This window comes from Brevundimonas bullata, from assembly GCF_003350205.1.
Taxonomy (GTDB): Bacteria; Pseudomonadota; Alphaproteobacteria; order Caulobacterales; family Caulobacteraceae; genus Brevundimonas; species Brevundimonas bullata.
This window is the reverse complement of record NZ_QLLC01000033.1, coordinates 15,294-30,403: the sequence shown is the minus strand read 5'-3', so window position 1 is coordinate 30,403 and position 15,110 is coordinate 15,294. Positions and strand designations below refer to the sequence as shown.

Here is a 15,110-nt window from a genome sequence, read left to right as displayed (position 1 = left end):
CGTAACTAACCCAAGGACTCTGGTCGCCGCTGGATGAAAACTCAGAGGCACGTCAACGCCGCCCAGCATCGAAGCCCTGCTTCTGGATGATGTCAGTGAGAAGGATCGACTGGCTTCCCTCTTTGGCTCTTCGGAGTTGGCCGATCTCGGTCTTGGTCAGGTGTGGGGCGTAATATTTCGCCCAGAGGGGTTCAAAATGATTCACGTAAAGGTCTCGTCAGGTCAGAATATGATGTGACGGACGGGATCGACCTGCTGATCTCGCTAGAACATGACCTCCAGCGTTGTCCGCCACGGTCTATTTATAGTCGAGGAAGTGTCGCGGCGGCATTTATATCTACGCGTGTTGTGTTGCTTTTGATAGAGGAGCGAACGACCAATCGGCTCTCTTCAAAAGCCCTCCTTTAGTGGCCTTCCTTATAAGGTATCCTAGCAAGGTCGCTAAACGAGGGGATTTGGTTCTCACCTGATCTTAAAACTCGGCTGCGCTCTTTCGACCGGCAGGTCCGAGCCATCGGCGAGGACATGACGAAGGCGAAAGTGCCAGACGCAGGTGAGCGCAGTGCGCTCGCCTTGATGGTCGATGGAAACAGGCTCCAGCCTGATCACGATGTCATTGGCTGGAAGATCGCCCGAAAAGGCCGCCGCAACCGTTCTCCCAAACGGGGGTGGAAATGGCTGTGTTTCACGGCCCGCAAACCCAGTCAGGGCGTAATCGATATTTCGTGTCCGACATCATCTGTTTCCGGCGACGGTCTGGGGCTGGCAGAGGACATGCGCGTTACGTAAAAATGCGTAACCCACGCCCAAGTGCTTCCCGAGCCAGCGATTTCGTTCCCGTGAAGCTTGAAGCGTTCGGTGAGCAGTGTTTCTATTCGCCTATGGGGCGATTTCTCGACAGGCTGTTGGAAGCGTCTACCGCCTACGACGTTAGGCGGGACAAGGACGGCTATTTCCTGATCGCCAATCCTGCCCAGCCCGATGCTTTCAATGATGTGGTGCGCGACGCGGTTGAAAAGGCGGGTGACGATTTCGTCGTCTTCCCCACGAGCGACGGCCACCATGGCTACAGCCAGATGTTCATCATCCCGCTGGATTAGACGACGCCACCTTCAGTTTAAGGTCGCGCGCGTCGCTCCGAGGGCGTCGATGTTAGGTGAAGTCCATGACCCGCTATGATCGACAAGTGCGGCTGCTGGCGGCTTGCCTGTCCAGCATCGCCGGATATGTGGACGCTATCGGCTTTGTCAGCTTGGGCGGGTTCTTCGTCTCCTTCATGAGCGGAAATACGACCCGGATCGGAGTAGGCTTGACGAACGACTGGGCAGCAGCAGGAGTAGCTGCGGGCCTTGTCGGCCTCTTCGTCATCGGGGTGATGTTGGGGGCCGTGGTCGGTCGATTGGCCAAATCCCATCGACGTCCCATGGTCCTGATATTTGTGGCCGTGCTGCTGGGCCTTGCCGCCGTCACCGCTCACTTCGGGGCCACGGACTTCGCTGTCGTGGGAATGGTTTTCGCGATGGGTGCGGTGAATGCCGTCTTCGTCGAAGAGGGCGAGGTTCGCATCGGCGTGACCTACATGACAGGGACATTGGTCAAGCTGGGCAAAGCCATCACCACGGCTCTGCTCGGGGGCGACCGACTTGGTTGGCTTCCCCATCTGCTGCTCTGGCTCGGTCTACTGGTCGGAGGTCTGCTGGGAACGATAGCCTACCGGCATTTCGGTCTGGACGCTTTAGGCGCCGCCGCAATAGCCGCAGCCATCTGCGCCGTATTGGCCGACAGACTGGGGGTTAACCCCGATCACGCATCAGCATAGACCGCCCCCGATCTCGTTGACGCCCTGCCAATTCATGAGAGTCTGTTCTCCCAACATCGGATCGGAGAACACCCCTGACCAAGCGCGTGGCGATCTACTGTCGTGTGAGCACGGCGGATAAAAACCAGACCGTCGAAAACCAACTCCGCGACCTGCTGGCCGTCGCCCAGCGTCAGGACTGGGAGGTGGCCGCCACCTTCGTCGATGAAGGCATCTCGGGTGCCAAAGGCCGCGACAAACGGCCCGGCTTCGACAACCTGCTGAAGGGTGTCGCCCGGAAGGACTTCGACCAGATCGCCTGTTTTTCGGTCTGTCGGATCGGACGGTCCCTGCCCGACCTGATCCATTTCCTCGGCGACATCCAAGCCAAAGGCGTGGACCTCTATGTCCACACGCAGGGCCTCGACACCTCGACGCCTTCCGGCGCGATGATGTTCCAGATGCTCTCGGTCTTTAGCTCCTACGAACGCGCCATGATTAGGGAGCGCATCATGAGCGGCCTTCGTCGGACGACCAAGAAGTCCGGTCGCAAGCCCATGCCTGACGACCGTGTGGAAGCGATCAGGAAATCGTTGCTGGACGGTCTGGGCATCCGCGCCACCGCCCGCCTCCATTGTGCTTCACCGATGACGGTGACCGCGATCAAACGCTCGACGGAAACGGTTGGAGAAGACCGTCTGGAGAGCGTCGCCGCCTAAACCAATGCCAGCTTCGCGTTCACCTGATCCTCTTCGCGGCTGAACTGGAAGCGCACTTCGACGCCGCCATTGCCCAGCGGAAAGTGTGGCCAGTTCGACGGCTCGATCCCGATGTCCATCACCGTGGCCTTCGCCCGCTCGGCCAACACCTGCTGGGCTAGACCGTTCAATGTCAGCTTCCCGACATCGTAGCCCGCGCTCGCCAGCACTTCGGCAAGGCGCCGCTCCTCGACATCAACAGCAGACGCCGAAACGACGTGATCCAGTTTCCACATCGCTGACCTTCTCCCCACTCGACCGCGCCCTGCCGCGACCTGCTGACCATAGCCATGGAAGATCGTCAGGAAAGCGTCGCCGCCTAACGTCAGAGACGGTCGTGGAAGTCCGTTCGAAACGTTGACCCCAGACCGCCAGAGGACTCAGCTTCGCGGCTCATCCATCTGAGTCGCGGAGCATCATCATGGCTGACGACGCCGCCCCATCAGCAGCCGATAGCTCGGCCTACCAGTCGGTCGAGAAGGGGGAGGAAAAATTCCCCTCGGCTCCACCAAATCCTTGTTCCACAAGGGTTTGGACAGGTTCAGGCGAGAATCCTGACATCACGCTGCTACACACGGCTCGTAAGAGACCGTCGAAAAAGCGTTCCCCTTCAGTCAGTTCACCGCCCCAAGGCTGTAGCACCACCTCGCCGCACACACCGTCCAAACGGCCCCTTCAACCGTCTCCTCGGTCACCTGATGCTCGGCGTCGGCAATCGTCTGGCCTGATCGTTCGGGGATCGACCTACTACCTTCGTCTTCGTGTCCCTCGACCGTTGGCCGAGATCATCGGCAAGACGCACGTCATGAAGTCGCTGGGCACGGGATATCGGGCGGATGCTGTCTCGCCGACATCCGTGAAACGACGGGCTATCGCTCAAACCGCACCGTTGCCGCCACCTTGGGGCCGATTTCGCAAATCTGCTTCGTGCGGCAGGATAGATAGATCGTCAGCCCGACAGGCTCCGCAGGAGCCGCACCCCTGCGGGGGGGTTCTCTAACCGCGCCGATCCATGCGTGCGGAAGGCCGTCAGCCACCTGATCGGGACTGCGCTGGTAGGCGGCCCACGTCCCCGGCCTTCCATCGACCTCAAGGTCACCGGTCGAATAGTCGATCAGCCCGACCTGTGGAGGCGGCACTGAACCATACGATCCATGCGAGAGACCGAGCCGCAGACCATCCCCTACGAACTCGTCCACCTCTGTATCCACGCCAATGACAGGCAGGCGGGTGAGTCCATCAGGAATGGCCACTGAAAAGGGACCAACCGCGTCGATGCGATGGAAGCCCGCCGGGGTCGGGGCCACTTCAGGCGTCTTCGAACACCCGAAAAGGACTATTGCGGCACACGCGACTGGGAGACGGTGAATTCGTCGGAACATACACGACTAACGACCGAAGCCGCGGTTTCGTTGACTGCCCGCAAACGCATCTTCGTCATCCGTGTATGACGAGGTGGGACAGGTCGAGTTCGGGATAGGCTATCCGGCTCATGGCTTCATATAGCGTCTGGGCACGATAGCCTCTTCCGTAGGCGGCGGCAGTGTCACCTCCTTCGTTTCCGTTGCCAGAAGACCAACCTCCGAGGGCGAGAGCGACCTCATGCTCGATGCGGGCCTCGCGCAGAGCGTCTCGGTAGCAATGTCGGAATGAGTGGAAGCATGTCTTCTCGCGAGTTGCGCCAGCGCGCTCAAGGAAGCGTCTGAACCACTTGCTGAACGGGTCGCTGTAGTAGCCGGTGCTGGACTTCTGGAGTTCGGAAAAAAGGCGCACCGCGCCAGCCGTTCGCCTCTGTTCCACGAAGGACAAGAACCCGATCTCGACCAGTTGGGGATGAACCGGGATGAACCGTTCGCTGGCCGCAGTCTTAAGGCGTTTCCCGTTGTCGGCCTCAAACGGACCTTCCGTGACGAAGAAGCAGTCCACACCATCCAGTCGGTAGATGTCTGCGACGTGTAGCTGGCAAATCTCGTTCATTCGCATCCCCGAGAACAAGGCAATCAGCGGAACCCAGAAACGTCCGCGACGCGGATGCGCGTAGCCGGGCGTGGAGTATCCCGCCCAGTCGTCAAGGCAGCCTCGGTAAATCGGGGCGTCGAATATCAGGCGTAGCTGTTCCAAGCTGAACGGTAGGCGTTTATCCCGCCGCCTTACGCGGTCGATGACCTGAAGCCCCTTGGCTGGATTGCGCTCGATCCAGCCCTCGTTCTGGCAGAAGTTCATCACAGCGCGGAACTTACACATGTAGCCGTTGACCGAGGCTGGCGAGAGCCGCCCAGCCAGCCCCTTCTCCTTCGCCATCCGCGCAGCCGCGAGCGGAGAGAGCTTCGGGAATTTCTTCTCGGCGTTTGAAGGTAGCCAAAGGAGCACGTCGAGTAGCTCGCGTGACGCTTGCCGGTCGATTGACCGGATCGTGCGCTTTTCTCCCCATAGGCCGACCGCCAACTCGATCAGGTTCAAATAGTGGAGGTCCGTCTTGCGTGTTCGCTGTTTCGAGGGATCGGATCGGAACAGTTCGAAAGCTTGGCGGAGCGTTTTGTCCGTTGGCGACGCCGGGGGCTTTGGCGCGAGCTTCGGACGCTCGGGCATGGGCGGTATAGCAGGCTGAATGTCGTGGGCTTCGATGTCTCGCCATTGCTGCTCGAACACTGCTGCGACGATCCGAGCTTTGCGGACAGCATCCGCCCGATATCCCGTGCCCAGCGACTTCATGACGTGCGTCTTGCCGATGATCTCGGCCAACGGTCGAGGGACACGAAGACGAAGGTAGTAGGTCGATCCCCGAACGATCAGGCCAGACGATTGCCGACGCCGAGCATCAGGTGACCGAGGAGACGGTTGAAGGGGCCGTTTGGACGGTGTGTGCGGCGAGGTGGTGCTACAGCCTTGGGGCGGTGAACTGACTGAAGGGGAACGCTTTTTCGACGGTCTCTTACGAGCCGTGTGTAGCAGCGTGATGTCAGGATTCTCGCCTGAACCTGTCCAAACCCTTGTGGAACAAGGATTTGGTGGAGCCGAGGGGAGTCGAACCCCTGACCTCGTCATTGCGAACGACGCGCTCTACCAACTGAGCTACGGCCCCGACCGACAGGCAGGGGCGGAGATAAGCGGGGCGCCGGGGGAGTGTCAACGGGTCGCGGACGAAACCTTGGCGTTCGGCGGCCGCGCCGCTAGAAGCGAACAGGTTTCACAGGAATTCGCTCATGGGCATCGGCGCCGGCGTCATCGGCTTCATCTTCTTTCTGATCGGCGCGCTGCTGCAGCTGCTGCTGTTCGCCATCATCGCCAACGCCATCCTGAGCTGGCTGTTCGCCTTCGACGTCATCAACTACCGCAACCGCTTCGTGGCCCAGGTGGCCGAGTTTCTGGATCGGTTCACCTCGCCGATTCTGGCGCCGCTGCGCCGGGTCATTCCGCCATTGGGCGGCATGGACCTGACGCCGATCGTGGCCCTGCTGATCATCCAGGGCGTGCAGGGCTATCTGCTGCCGCCGCTGCACGTGGCGGCGCTGGGTCTGGTCGGCGCCTACTGATCTGAAACGTTGGGGCGGGGACACGGGCGGTCAGGAATCGCAATCCCGCCTCATTCCGCCCCTTGCGCGCGGCGGGCGGGCTCCTAAGGTGCCCGCGATTGGTCCCTGCGGGGCCGCAGATTGCGCGTATCTATGACCACGATCAGGACAGTCGCCGTTATCGGCGCCGGGCAAATGGGTTCGGGCATCGCTCAGGCGGTGTCGACCGGCGGCTACGACGTGCGGCTCTACGACCTGTCGGCCGAGCGCATTCCTCTGGCCCAGGGCGAGATCGCGGCCAGTCTGGCGCGGCGCGTCGGACGCGGCCTGATGACCTCGGCCGAGGCCGACGCCGCCCTGGCGCGCATCCGGCCCGTCGCCTCTCTCGCCGAAGCCGCCCAGGCGGATCTGATCATCGAGGCGGCGTCCGAGGACGAGGCGGTCAAGAAGTCGGTCTTCGTCGGCCTGCTGCCCCACCTGCGTCCCGGCACCCTGCTGGCGTCCAACACCTCGTCCATTTCGATCACCCGCCTGGCCTCGGTCACGGACCGGCCCGACCGCTTCATCGGCCTGCACTTCATGAAGCCGGCGCCGGTGATGAAGCTGGTCGAGATCGTACGCGGCATCGCCACTTCGGCCGCCACCTACGAGGCCGCCGTCGCCTTCGCCGAGAGCCTGGGCAAGATCACCACCGAGTCCGAGGACTTCCCCGCCTTCATCGTCAACCGCATCCTGGTGCCGATGATGAACGAGGCCATCTATGTCCTGTACGAAGGCGTCGGCAACGTCGCCTCGATCGACAAGGCGCTGAAGCTGGGCGCCAACCACCCGATGGGGCCGCTGGAACTGGCCGACTTCATGGGTCTGGACGTGGTCCTGGCCATCATGAACGTGCTGTACGACGGCCTGGCCGACAGCAAGTACCGCCCCTGCCCGCTGCTGGTGAAGTATGTCGAGGCCGGCTGGCTGGGCAAGAAGAGCGGGCGCGGCTTCTACGACTATTCCGGCCCCGTGCCGGCGCCGACCCGCTGATGTCGCGCCTCGACCGGATCGAGGACCTGCCGGGCCTCAAGCGCGTCGCGCCGCAGCGTTCGACGCAGCGGACCGTACTGGCGTCTCTGGCCGCCGCCGCCTGGCCGCCGCTGATCATCACCCTGGCCATCTGGCCGCCCGAGAACTGGGCCTCGGGCGTCGATACCGACTGGCGGCTGGTGCTGCTGGTGCTGGGCCTGATCGCCGCGCCCGTCGGCCTGTGGATGCTGCGCCAGACCCATGCGCAGGTCGGGCGCCCCTCGACGCGGCTGGGCGTTGTCTGCCGCTTCATGGTCTTCGGCGGACTGCTGGCCGCCGCTGTGCAGATCCTGATCGCCGTGGTCATGTCCCTGTTGTCGGTGATCGCCTCGCAAAGTCTGATGCAGGGCCTCGGCGCGCTGGAGACCACCCTGCTGATCTTCGGCGTCGCCGGCCTGCCGCTGGCGGTGCTGGTGGGCGTCAGCTACGCCCTGTGGGCCGGGCTGTGCGTGGCCTTCATCGCCTTCGCCCCCGCGCCGGTGGTCAAGGACCGAATGGGTCTGATGCAGAACGGCGCCGGCTGACATTACGCGGATTTAAGGTGCCGAGGGCGGGCGGGCCCGCGTAAGCCTCGCCTTGATACGGGGAGCGAAGACGCCATGGCCGACCAGACCATCCTGCAACCCGTAGAGACAGGCGCGCGCATTCATACGCTGGACGTGCTGCGCGGCGTCGCCGTGCTCGGCATCCTGGCCGTCAACGCCGCCGCCTTCGCCCTGCCCATGTCGGCGGCGATGTCGCCCGAGCAGTCGCCCTTTCCCCTGGTCGGCGCGTCGGCCGCGGCCCATTGGCTGGTCGAGGTCTTCTTCCATCAGAAGTTCATCACCCTGTTCTCCATGCTGTTCGGCGTGTCGATCTTTCTGGTCGGCGGCGAGCGCAGGGACGAGGCGGGCGGACGGGTGCTGCGCCGACGCCTGATGTGGCTGGGCCTGTTCGGCCTGATCCACGGCCTGGCCTTCTGGTACGGCGACGTCCTGCTGCTCTATGCCTGGTCCGGGCTATTCGTGATGCTGATGCGCTCCATGCCGGCGCGCCCCCTGATCCTGTTCGGGATCGGCGCCACCCTGGCGCTGGCCACGCTTCAAGCCGGGACCCAGTGGATGGCGGTCAATGGTCCCTCCGGTCTGACCGAGGCCCTCGGCGACGAGTCCATGCGCCTCGCGGACGGCGCCGTCGCCGCCAGCATCGCCGCCTATCGCAGCGGCTGGCCGGCCGGCCTGATCGAGAACCTCAAGGCCTGGGGCATACTGCAAAGCGCCAGCCTGTTCGTCTATGTCTTCGCCACCATCCCGCTGATGATGCTGGGCATGGGCCTGTTCAAGGCCGGCTTCTTCCACGGCCGCATGCCGACCCGCGTCTATCTCATCCTCATCGGCGTCGGCGCCGCGGTGCTGGCGCTGCTGGGCGTGCTGGAGTGGCGCGAGATCACGGCAGGCCCCGGCGTTGAAGCCACGCAGGGCTGGGCCAATGTCGTCGCCTCCTATCCGATATTCATCACCCTGGCCTACGCCAGCGGCCTGATCCTGCTGACCTCGCGAGGCGTCGGCTGGGTGCGGCGCATCTTCGCGCCGGTCGGGCGGATGGCCTTCACCAACTACCTGAGCCAGACCATGATCATGAGCACCCTCTTCTACATGCCGTGGGGGCCGCGCCTGATGGGACAGATCGATTATCCGGGCCAGTTGGGCATCGTCGTCGCCGTTTGGGCCCTGCAACTGATCTGGTCGCCGTTGTGGCTGAGCCGGTTCCGCATGGGGCCGCTGGAGTGGCTGTGGCGCCGCCTCAGCTATGGTCACGACCTGCCCTTGCGCCGCGAGGCCTGACCCCACGGTTCGGGAAGTTGCAGCCGGTCCGCCGATGGCTTAATCGCGCGGCATGACCGACGAAGCCCCCATCCGCCCCGAAGCCCGCGCCCCCCGGGGGTTCGCCGACCGCCGCGGCCGCGACCTGACCGCCGAACGCCGCATCGTCGCGCGCGTCTCAGAGGTCTATGAGCGCTGGGGCTTCGAGCCGCTGGAGACCCCGGCGTTCGAATACGCCGACGCCCTGGGCAAGTTCCTGCCGGACGCCGACCGCCCCAACGAGGGCGTCTTTGCAATGCAGGACGACGCCGGATCGGACGAGCCGGGCGAATGGATGGCCTTGCGCTATGACCATACCGCCCCCCTGGCCCGCTTCGCGGCCCAGAACTGGGAGACCCTGCCCAAGCCGTTCCGTCGATACGCCTACGGTCCAGTCTGGCGCAACGAGAAGCCCGGCCCCGGCCGCTTCCGCGAGTTCTGGCAGTGCGACGCCGACACCGTGGGTTCAGACCGTCCTGAAGCCGACGCCGAGATCATCGCCATGGGCTGCGAGGGCCTGCGCGCCGCCGGTCTCGGCGACGGCCAGTCGGTGATCCGCGTCTCCAACCGCAAGCTGTTCGACGGCCTGTTCGACGCCGGCGGCGTGACCGACGCGGTCCAGCGTCTGACCGCCCTGCGCGCCGTCGACAAGTATGACCGTCTGGGTCTGGAGGGCGTGCGCGCCCTGCTCGGCGAGGGCCGACTGGACGAGTCCGGCGACTACACCAAGGGCGCCCGCCTGCCCGCCGCCGTCATCGGCGCGGTCGAGGCCTTCCTCGTCTCGGCCGAGACGCCGGGCCTGAGCCGCGCGGGCGTGCTGGACGCCGTGGCCAAGGCCGGCGCCTCGCTGGGCGCGGCGGGCGAAGCGGCCCTGGCCGAGTTGTCGGCCATCGACCGCGCCCTGACCGCCATGCGCGTCGGCGAGGCCGAGGTGAAGTTCGATCCGACCATCGTGCGCGGGCTGGAATACTACACCGGCGCCGTGTTCGAGGCCGAGCTGCTGCTGGACACCAAGGACGACAAGGGCCGGGCGGTGCGCTTCGGCTCCATCGGCGGCGGCGGTCGCTATGACGACCTGGTGGCGCGCTTCACCGGCCAATCCGTGCCCGCCACCGGCTTTTCCTTCGGCGTCTCGCGCCTGGCCTCGGCCCTGCGCGCCGCCGGTCGCGGCGCCGACGACGCCACGCGGGGTCCCGTCGTGGTCATCGTCTTCTCCGAGGACGACATGCAGCACTATCTCGACGCGGTGTCGGAACTGCGCGCCGCCGGGATCGCCGCCGAGCTCTATCTGGGTCGCGCCGGCATGAAGGCCCAGATGAAGTACGCCGACCGTCGCGGCTCGCCCGCCGTGGTCATTCTGGGCGGCGATGAGTTGGCTGCGGGCGAAGTGACCATCAAGGATCTGGACGCCGGACGCGCCCGCGCCGCCGCCATCGCCGACAACGAAGCCTGGAAGGCCGAGCGCCCAGGCCAGCAGAAAGTGGCCCGCAGCGAACTGGTCGCAACGATTCGCGCCATTATCGAATAAGCTTCGATTAAACCCGCGCTCTCAACATGGGTTATCGATGTTTAGTCACAAATGGCTGCTTTTTGACGTTTGCATTGATTGACTTGGACCCTGAGTTCGCGTCATTTGGTCTCACTCAAGAGGCGCAGCGGTTAAACGCAGCGACAACTTGAAGGCGTTTCGGGGAGGAAACGTCCGCTCCTTAGAGAGCGATAAAGCCCGCTGCGATGTATCCCCCGCAGCGGGCTTTTTCATGCCTGAAGCTCAGACTATCGGCCGGCGCGCCTGACGTTCAGGAAATCGTTCTCGAAACCCATTCGATAGAACAAGCCGCGCATCGGCCATGAAAAAGGGCCGGAGCGTCGCCGCCCCGGCCCTCGTCATTCGTCAGGCGTCGCCTTTACCAGATGCGGACGCGGTCTTCCGGCGCGAGGTAGTACTTGTCGCCCGGCTTGACGCCGAACGCCTCGTACCAGGCGTCCACGTTGCGCACCGGGCCGATGACGCGGAACTCGGCCGGGCTGTGCGGATCGGTGGCGATCTGGTTCTTCAGCGCGTCCTCGCGGTACTTCGACTGCCAGACCTGGGCCCAGCCGTAGAAGAAGCGCTGGTCGCCGGTCACGCCGTCGATCACCGGCGCGGGCTTGCCGGCCAGCGACAGATGATAGGCCTCAAGACCGACCGCCGTGCCGGCGGCGTCGCCGATGTTCTCGCCCATGGTCAGGCCGCCCTGAACACGGAAGCCCGGCAGCGGCTCATAGGCGTCGTACTGGGCGCCCAGTCGCGTGGTCAGCGCTTGGAAATTGGCCTTGTCCTCGTCGGTCCACCAGTTGCGCAGCACGCCGTCGCCGTCGGACTTGGAGCCCTGGTCGTCGAAGCCGTGGCCGATCTCATGGCCGATGACGCCGCCGATGCCGCCGTAGTTGACCGCCGGGTCCGCGTTCGGATCGAAGAAGGGCGGCTGCAGGATGGCCGCCGGGAAGACGATCTCGTTATTGGCCGAGTTATAGTAGGCGTTGACCGTCTGCGGGGTCATGCCCCACTCGGCCTTGTCGACCGGCTGGTTCAGGCGGTTCAGCTGATAGTTCCACTGGAACTGGCCCAGACGCTGGGTATTGCCGAACAGGTCGTCGGCGCGGACCTCCAGGGCGGAATAGTCGCGCCACGTCTCCGGGTAGCCGATCTTGACCGTGAACTTGCGCAGCTTCTCCTGGGCCGCCGCCTTCGTTTCCGTCCCCATCCAGGTCAGGTTGTCGATGCGGTGCGACAGGGCGGTGCGCAGGTTGGCGACCAGCTCTTCCATCTTGGCCTTGGACTCGGCCGGGAAGTATTCGGCGACATAGAGCCGGCCAGCAGCTTCGCCCAGCGAACCTTCAGCAAAGCTGATGGCGCGTTTTTCGCGGCTGCGCTGCTCGGGCTGGCCCGACAGGTCGCGCGAACGGAACTCCCACTGGGCGTCCGAGAAGCGCTTGGACAGGGTCGAGGCGGCGTCATCGGTCGTGTGGAAGGCCTGCCAGGCCTGCAGGGTGTCGATCGGCGCCTCGGCGAAGATGGCCGCGATCTTGGGCATGGCGGTGTTCTGACGCACGATCAGGCGGTCGATCGAGCCCAGGCCCGCAGCGTTGAAGTAGCCGTTCCAGTCGAAACCAGGGGCTTCGGCGGCCAGGGTCTGGATGGTGTATTCGTTGTAGGTCTTGTCGCGGTTGCGGTTCTCGATCGGGGTCCAATGGGCCTCGGCGATCCTGGTTTCCAGCGCCACGATAGCGGCGGCGTGACCGGCGGGGTCAGCCCAGCCGATATTGGTCAGCATCCGCTCGATATAGGCCTGATACTTCTCCTTCTTGTCCGCAAAGCGGGCGTCCAGATAGTAGTCGCGGTTGGGCAGGCCGATGCCCGACTGACCCGCCGAGACGACGTAGCGGGTCGGCTGCTTCTGATCGATGGTGATGCCGGTGCCGAAGAAGGACGAGCCGACGCGGCCCTGGGTCTGCCCCATGTAGGCGGCGATCTTTTCGTGCGTATCGGCGGCGCGGATGGCGGCGAGATAGGGCTGCAGCGGCTGGGCGTCGAGTTGCTCGATGCGCGCCTCGTCGATGTAGCTGCGATAGGCGTCGGCGATCTTGGCCTCATCCGAACCGGGCGTCAGGTCCTTGCGGGCGACCAGATCCTGGATCAGGGCCTTCATCCGGTTATCCGACAGTTCGCGCAGCAGCGGGAAGGAGCCGTAGGAGGTGCGGTCCGACGGGATCTCCAGCTTGTCCAAGGCCGCGCCGTTGGCGTAGCGGAAGAAGCTGTCGCCCGGCGACACCGAGGTGTCGCGACCCGACAGGTCGAAGCCCCAGTCGCCATACTTGGGCGCGTCCGTGCCGACCCAGCCGGCCGGCGCGGCCCCGCCTTCGGGCGCCGAGGCGCCGTGGAACAGCTCCACGACCGTGCAGCTCTCGTCCACGCAGGCGTGGTCGTGACCGTCTTGCGCCGCCGCCGTGCCGGCCGGCAGGAGCAGGGCGCCGACAGCGGCCCCGATCAGCAGTTTCTTCATAAGCAATTTCCTCGACTAACCCGTGCTCAGGTTCGGCGCGGACCCTAGCCCCGCCGTGAGCGCCGTCGCGTCTTAAAAAAAGTTCATGAAAGACGCGAGCGCTCTCGCCAGAACGTGATCGTCTGGGTCACAGTGCGGCGCTACGGAGGATCGATGGGCGAAACGCACGGCGGCGAGTATCGGGATCTGGTGGTCTTCCTGGCCGCTGCGGGGGTCGTCGTCCCCCTGTTCAACCGCCTCAAGATCAGCCCCGTGCTGGGCTTTCTGGCGGCCGGCGTCCTGCTGGGGCCAGACGGCCTGGGCCGGTTCGCCCAGAGCCACGGCTGGCTCAGCTGGCTGACCATCGGCGACCAGGCCCAGATCCGCCAGCTGTCGGAACTGGGCGTCGCCTTCCTGCTGTTCATGATCGGGCTGGAGCTGTCGTGGGAACGCCTGAGGGCCATGCGGCGGCTGGTCTTCGGCCTGGGCATGCTTCAGGTCGCCGTCTGCACCCTCGCCATCGCCGTCGTCTTCATGGCCCTGGGCCAGTCCCTGGCCGGCGCCGCCGTTCTGGGCATGGGCCTGGCCCTGTCCTCGACCGCCGTGGTCATGCCGGTGCTGGCGGCCCAAGGCCGGATCAACAGCGAGACCGGGCGCGCCACCTTCGCCGTTCTGCTGGCGCAGGACGTGGCCGTCGCCCCCATCCTGATCACCGTCACCGTCCTGGCCGCCCTGGCCCAGAGCGGGGCTTCCGTCGAACCCGCCGAGCTGGGGCGCGCGCTCTTCACCCTGCTGCCGGCGGCGGGCGGCCTATTCCTGATGGTGCTGCTGGGGCGGCTGGTCTTACGCCCCATGTTCCGCTCGGTCGCCCGGGCCCAGCATCGCGGCGAGGGGCGCGAACTGTTCGTCGCCGCCAGCCTGCTGGTCGTCGTCGTCTCCGGCCTGACGGCCCAGGCGGTCGGCCTGTCGATGAGCCTGGGCGCCCTGGTCGCCGGGGTGCTCCTGGCCGAGACCGAGTTCCGGCGCGAGGTCGAGGTGGCCATCGACCCGTTCAAAGGCCTGCTGCTGGGCGTCTTCTTCATCGGCGTCGGCATCGGTCTGGACCTCGACGCCGTCGCGGCTGACCCGACCACGGTCCTCGGGCTGGCGGGCGGGCTGATCGTGTTGAAGGCCCTGATCATCTTCATCCTGGCCCGGGCCTGGGGTCTGGCCGCGCGATCAGCCATCGAGACCGCCCTGGTGCTGGGCCCGGCGGGCGAGTTCGCCTTCGTCATCCTGTCCACCGGCCTGGTCGAGGGCCTGGCCTCGCCGGAACTGACGCGCAAGGCCATGCTGGCCGCGACCCTCAGCATGTTCACGGTGCCTCTGCTGGCGGTCATGGCGCGCGCCTTGACCCGGCAGACCGCGCCCCCCGCCGACGTCGAGACCCAAGGCCTGAGCCCCAGCGCCGACGTCCCGGCCCCCGACGGCGCCGTGCTGATCGTCGGCTTCGGTCGGGTCGGGCGGCTGATCGGCGAACTGCTGGTCGAACATGATCAGAAGTTCGTCGCCCTGGACGCCGATCCCGCCTCGGTTCGGTCCGGTCGCGCCGAAGGCCATGAGGTCTATTACGGCGACGCCGCGCGGCCCGACATGCTGAGCGCCTGCGGTCTGGAATCGGCCCGCGCCCTGATCGTCACCATGGATAGCCCGACCAAAGTCGATGAGGTGGTGAAGACCGCCCGCGCCCTGCGCCCCGACCTGATCCTGATCGCCCGCGCTCGCGACGATCATCATGCCGCGCGCCTCTACGCCCTGGGCGTCACCGACGCCGTGCCGGAGACCACCGAGGCCAGCCTTCAGCTGGCCGAAAACACCCTGGTCGATCTCGGCGTGCCCATGGGACTTGTGCTGGCCTCGATCCACGAGCGTCGCGACGGCTTCCGCAAGGCCTTTCAGGCGGCGGCGCCGGATGGTCGGGGCGCCCGCCCCGCGCGGGCTTTCCGCAGCGTCCGTTCGACGCCGGCGCCACCGAACACCAGTACGTAAACTACGTAAAAACCCTTATGCAGATTGACCTTAAGGCCAAGCTTAAGCAAGATTTGAGATCGGTTCGCGACCCATTT

At 65.0% G+C, this 15,110-nt stretch carries 14 protein-coding genes and 1 tRNA gene; 11 read left to right on the top strand and 4 right to left on the bottom strand.

All coding sequences use genetic code 11. The annotated features are described in order from the left end of the window. The first annotated feature begins 525 nt into the window (after window positions 1-525). The 4 genes from DXK21_RS16585 (at window position 526) to DXK21_RS13670 (ending at window position 2,517) form a co-directional block, all read left to right on the top strand. Entirely contained in the window at window positions 526-789 is a 264-nt protein-coding gene (locus DXK21_RS16585; protein WP_162790685.1) for a hypothetical protein, read from the top strand. A 50-nt stretch (window positions 790-839) separates the two neighbouring features. Further along, a complete protein-coding gene (locus DXK21_RS13680; RefSeq protein ID WP_162790683.1) occupies window positions 840-1,100 on the top strand; it encodes a hypothetical protein in 261 nt (86 codons plus the stop codon). 65 nt (window positions 1,101-1,165) lie between these two features. Then, entirely contained in the window at window positions 1,166-1,819 is a 654-nt protein-coding gene (locus tag DXK21_RS13675; protein WP_114818328.1) for a YoaK family protein, read from the top strand. Window positions 1,820-1,905: 86 nt separating this feature from the next. Continuing rightward, on the top strand, window positions 1,906-2,517 hold the full coding sequence (locus DXK21_RS13670; RefSeq protein ID WP_211306038.1) for a recombinase family protein: 612 nt from the start codon (window positions 1,906-1,908) through the stop codon (window positions 2,515-2,517). Here the strand turns inward: DXK21_RS13670 and DXK21_RS13665 are convergent. After that, window positions 2,514-2,792 carry a hypothetical protein gene (locus DXK21_RS13665; protein ID WP_114818326.1) on the bottom strand — a complete coding sequence of 93 codons (279 nt, stop codon included), beginning with the start codon at window positions 2,790-2,792 and terminating at the stop codon, window positions 2,514-2,516. The two genes, DXK21_RS13670 and DXK21_RS13665, sit on opposite strands and share 4 nt — an antisense overlap. A gap of 185 nt (window positions 2,793-2,977) precedes the next feature. Between DXK21_RS13665 and DXK21_RS17145 the strand changes: the two genes are divergently transcribed. Further along, window positions 2,978-3,556: a DUF6538 domain-containing protein gene (locus DXK21_RS17145; RefSeq protein WP_407653964.1), complete on the top strand. Its 579-nt coding sequence runs from the start codon at window positions 2,978-2,980 to the stop codon at window positions 3,554-3,556. Window positions 3,557-3,993: 437 nt separating this feature from the next. Here the strand turns inward: DXK21_RS17145 and DXK21_RS13660 are convergent, their stop codons facing one another. Together DXK21_RS13660 and DXK21_RS13655 are read right to left on the bottom strand one after the other, a co-directional pair. Next, on the bottom strand, window positions 3,994-5,601 hold the full coding sequence (locus tag DXK21_RS13660) for a DUF6538 domain-containing protein (protein WP_114818325.1): 1,608 nt from the start codon (window positions 5,599-5,601) through the stop codon (window positions 3,994-3,996). Beyond that, a tRNA-Ala gene (locus DXK21_RS13655) sits at window positions 5,563-5,638 on the bottom strand. The genes DXK21_RS13660 and DXK21_RS13655 overlap by 39 nt, the downstream gene beginning before the upstream one ends. A 121-nt stretch (window positions 5,639-5,759) precedes the next feature. Here DXK21_RS13655 and DXK21_RS13650 point away from each other — a divergent pair. The 5 genes from DXK21_RS13650 to hisS all read left to right on the top strand — a co-directional run bounded on the left by DXK21_RS13650 (window position 5,760) and on the right by hisS (window position 10,508). Next, window positions 5,760-6,089 carry a YggT family protein gene (locus DXK21_RS13650; protein ID WP_114818324.1) on the top strand — a complete coding sequence of 110 codons (330 nt, stop codon included), beginning with the start codon at window positions 5,760-5,762 and terminating at the stop codon, window positions 6,087-6,089. Between the two features lie 132 nt (window positions 6,090-6,221). Beyond that, the gene (locus DXK21_RS13645) at window positions 6,222-7,100 is read left to right on the top strand and encodes a 3-hydroxybutyryl-CoA dehydrogenase (protein ID WP_114818323.1); all 879 of its coding nucleotides are present in this window, start codon (window positions 6,222-6,224) and stop codon (window positions 7,098-7,100) included. Next, a complete protein-coding gene (locus DXK21_RS13640; protein ID WP_114818322.1) occupies window positions 7,100-7,663 on the top strand; it encodes a hypothetical protein in 564 nt (187 codons plus the stop codon). The genes DXK21_RS13645 and DXK21_RS13640 overlap by 1 nt, the downstream gene beginning before the upstream one ends. A 75-nt stretch (window positions 7,664-7,738) precedes the next feature. Beyond that, entirely contained in the window at window positions 7,739-8,962 is a 1,224-nt protein-coding gene (locus DXK21_RS13635) for a DUF418 domain-containing protein (protein ID WP_114818321.1), read from the top strand. 52 nt (window positions 8,963-9,014) lie between these two features. Continuing rightward, window positions 9,015-10,508, top strand: coding sequence for a histidine--tRNA ligase (gene hisS / locus DXK21_RS13630; protein ID WP_114818320.1), 1,494 nt, complete (start codon window positions 9,015-9,017; stop codon window positions 10,506-10,508). A gap of 379 nt (window positions 10,509-10,887) precedes the next feature. Here hisS and DXK21_RS13625 read toward each other — a convergent pair whose 3' ends face one another. Continuing rightward, window positions 10,888-13,026 carry a M13 family metallopeptidase gene (locus tag DXK21_RS13625; protein WP_114818319.1) on the bottom strand — a complete coding sequence of 713 codons (2,139 nt, stop codon included), beginning with the start codon at window positions 13,024-13,026 and terminating at the stop codon, window positions 10,888-10,890. 153 nt (window positions 13,027-13,179) lie between these two features. Here DXK21_RS13625 and DXK21_RS13620 point away from each other — a divergent pair, with 153 nt between their 5' ends. After that, complete coding sequence (locus DXK21_RS13620; protein ID WP_114818318.1) at window positions 13,180-15,033, top strand: cation:proton antiporter domain-containing protein; 1,854 nt, start codon at window positions 13,180-13,182, stop codon at window positions 15,031-15,033. Window positions 15,034-15,110: the final 77 nt, after the last annotated feature.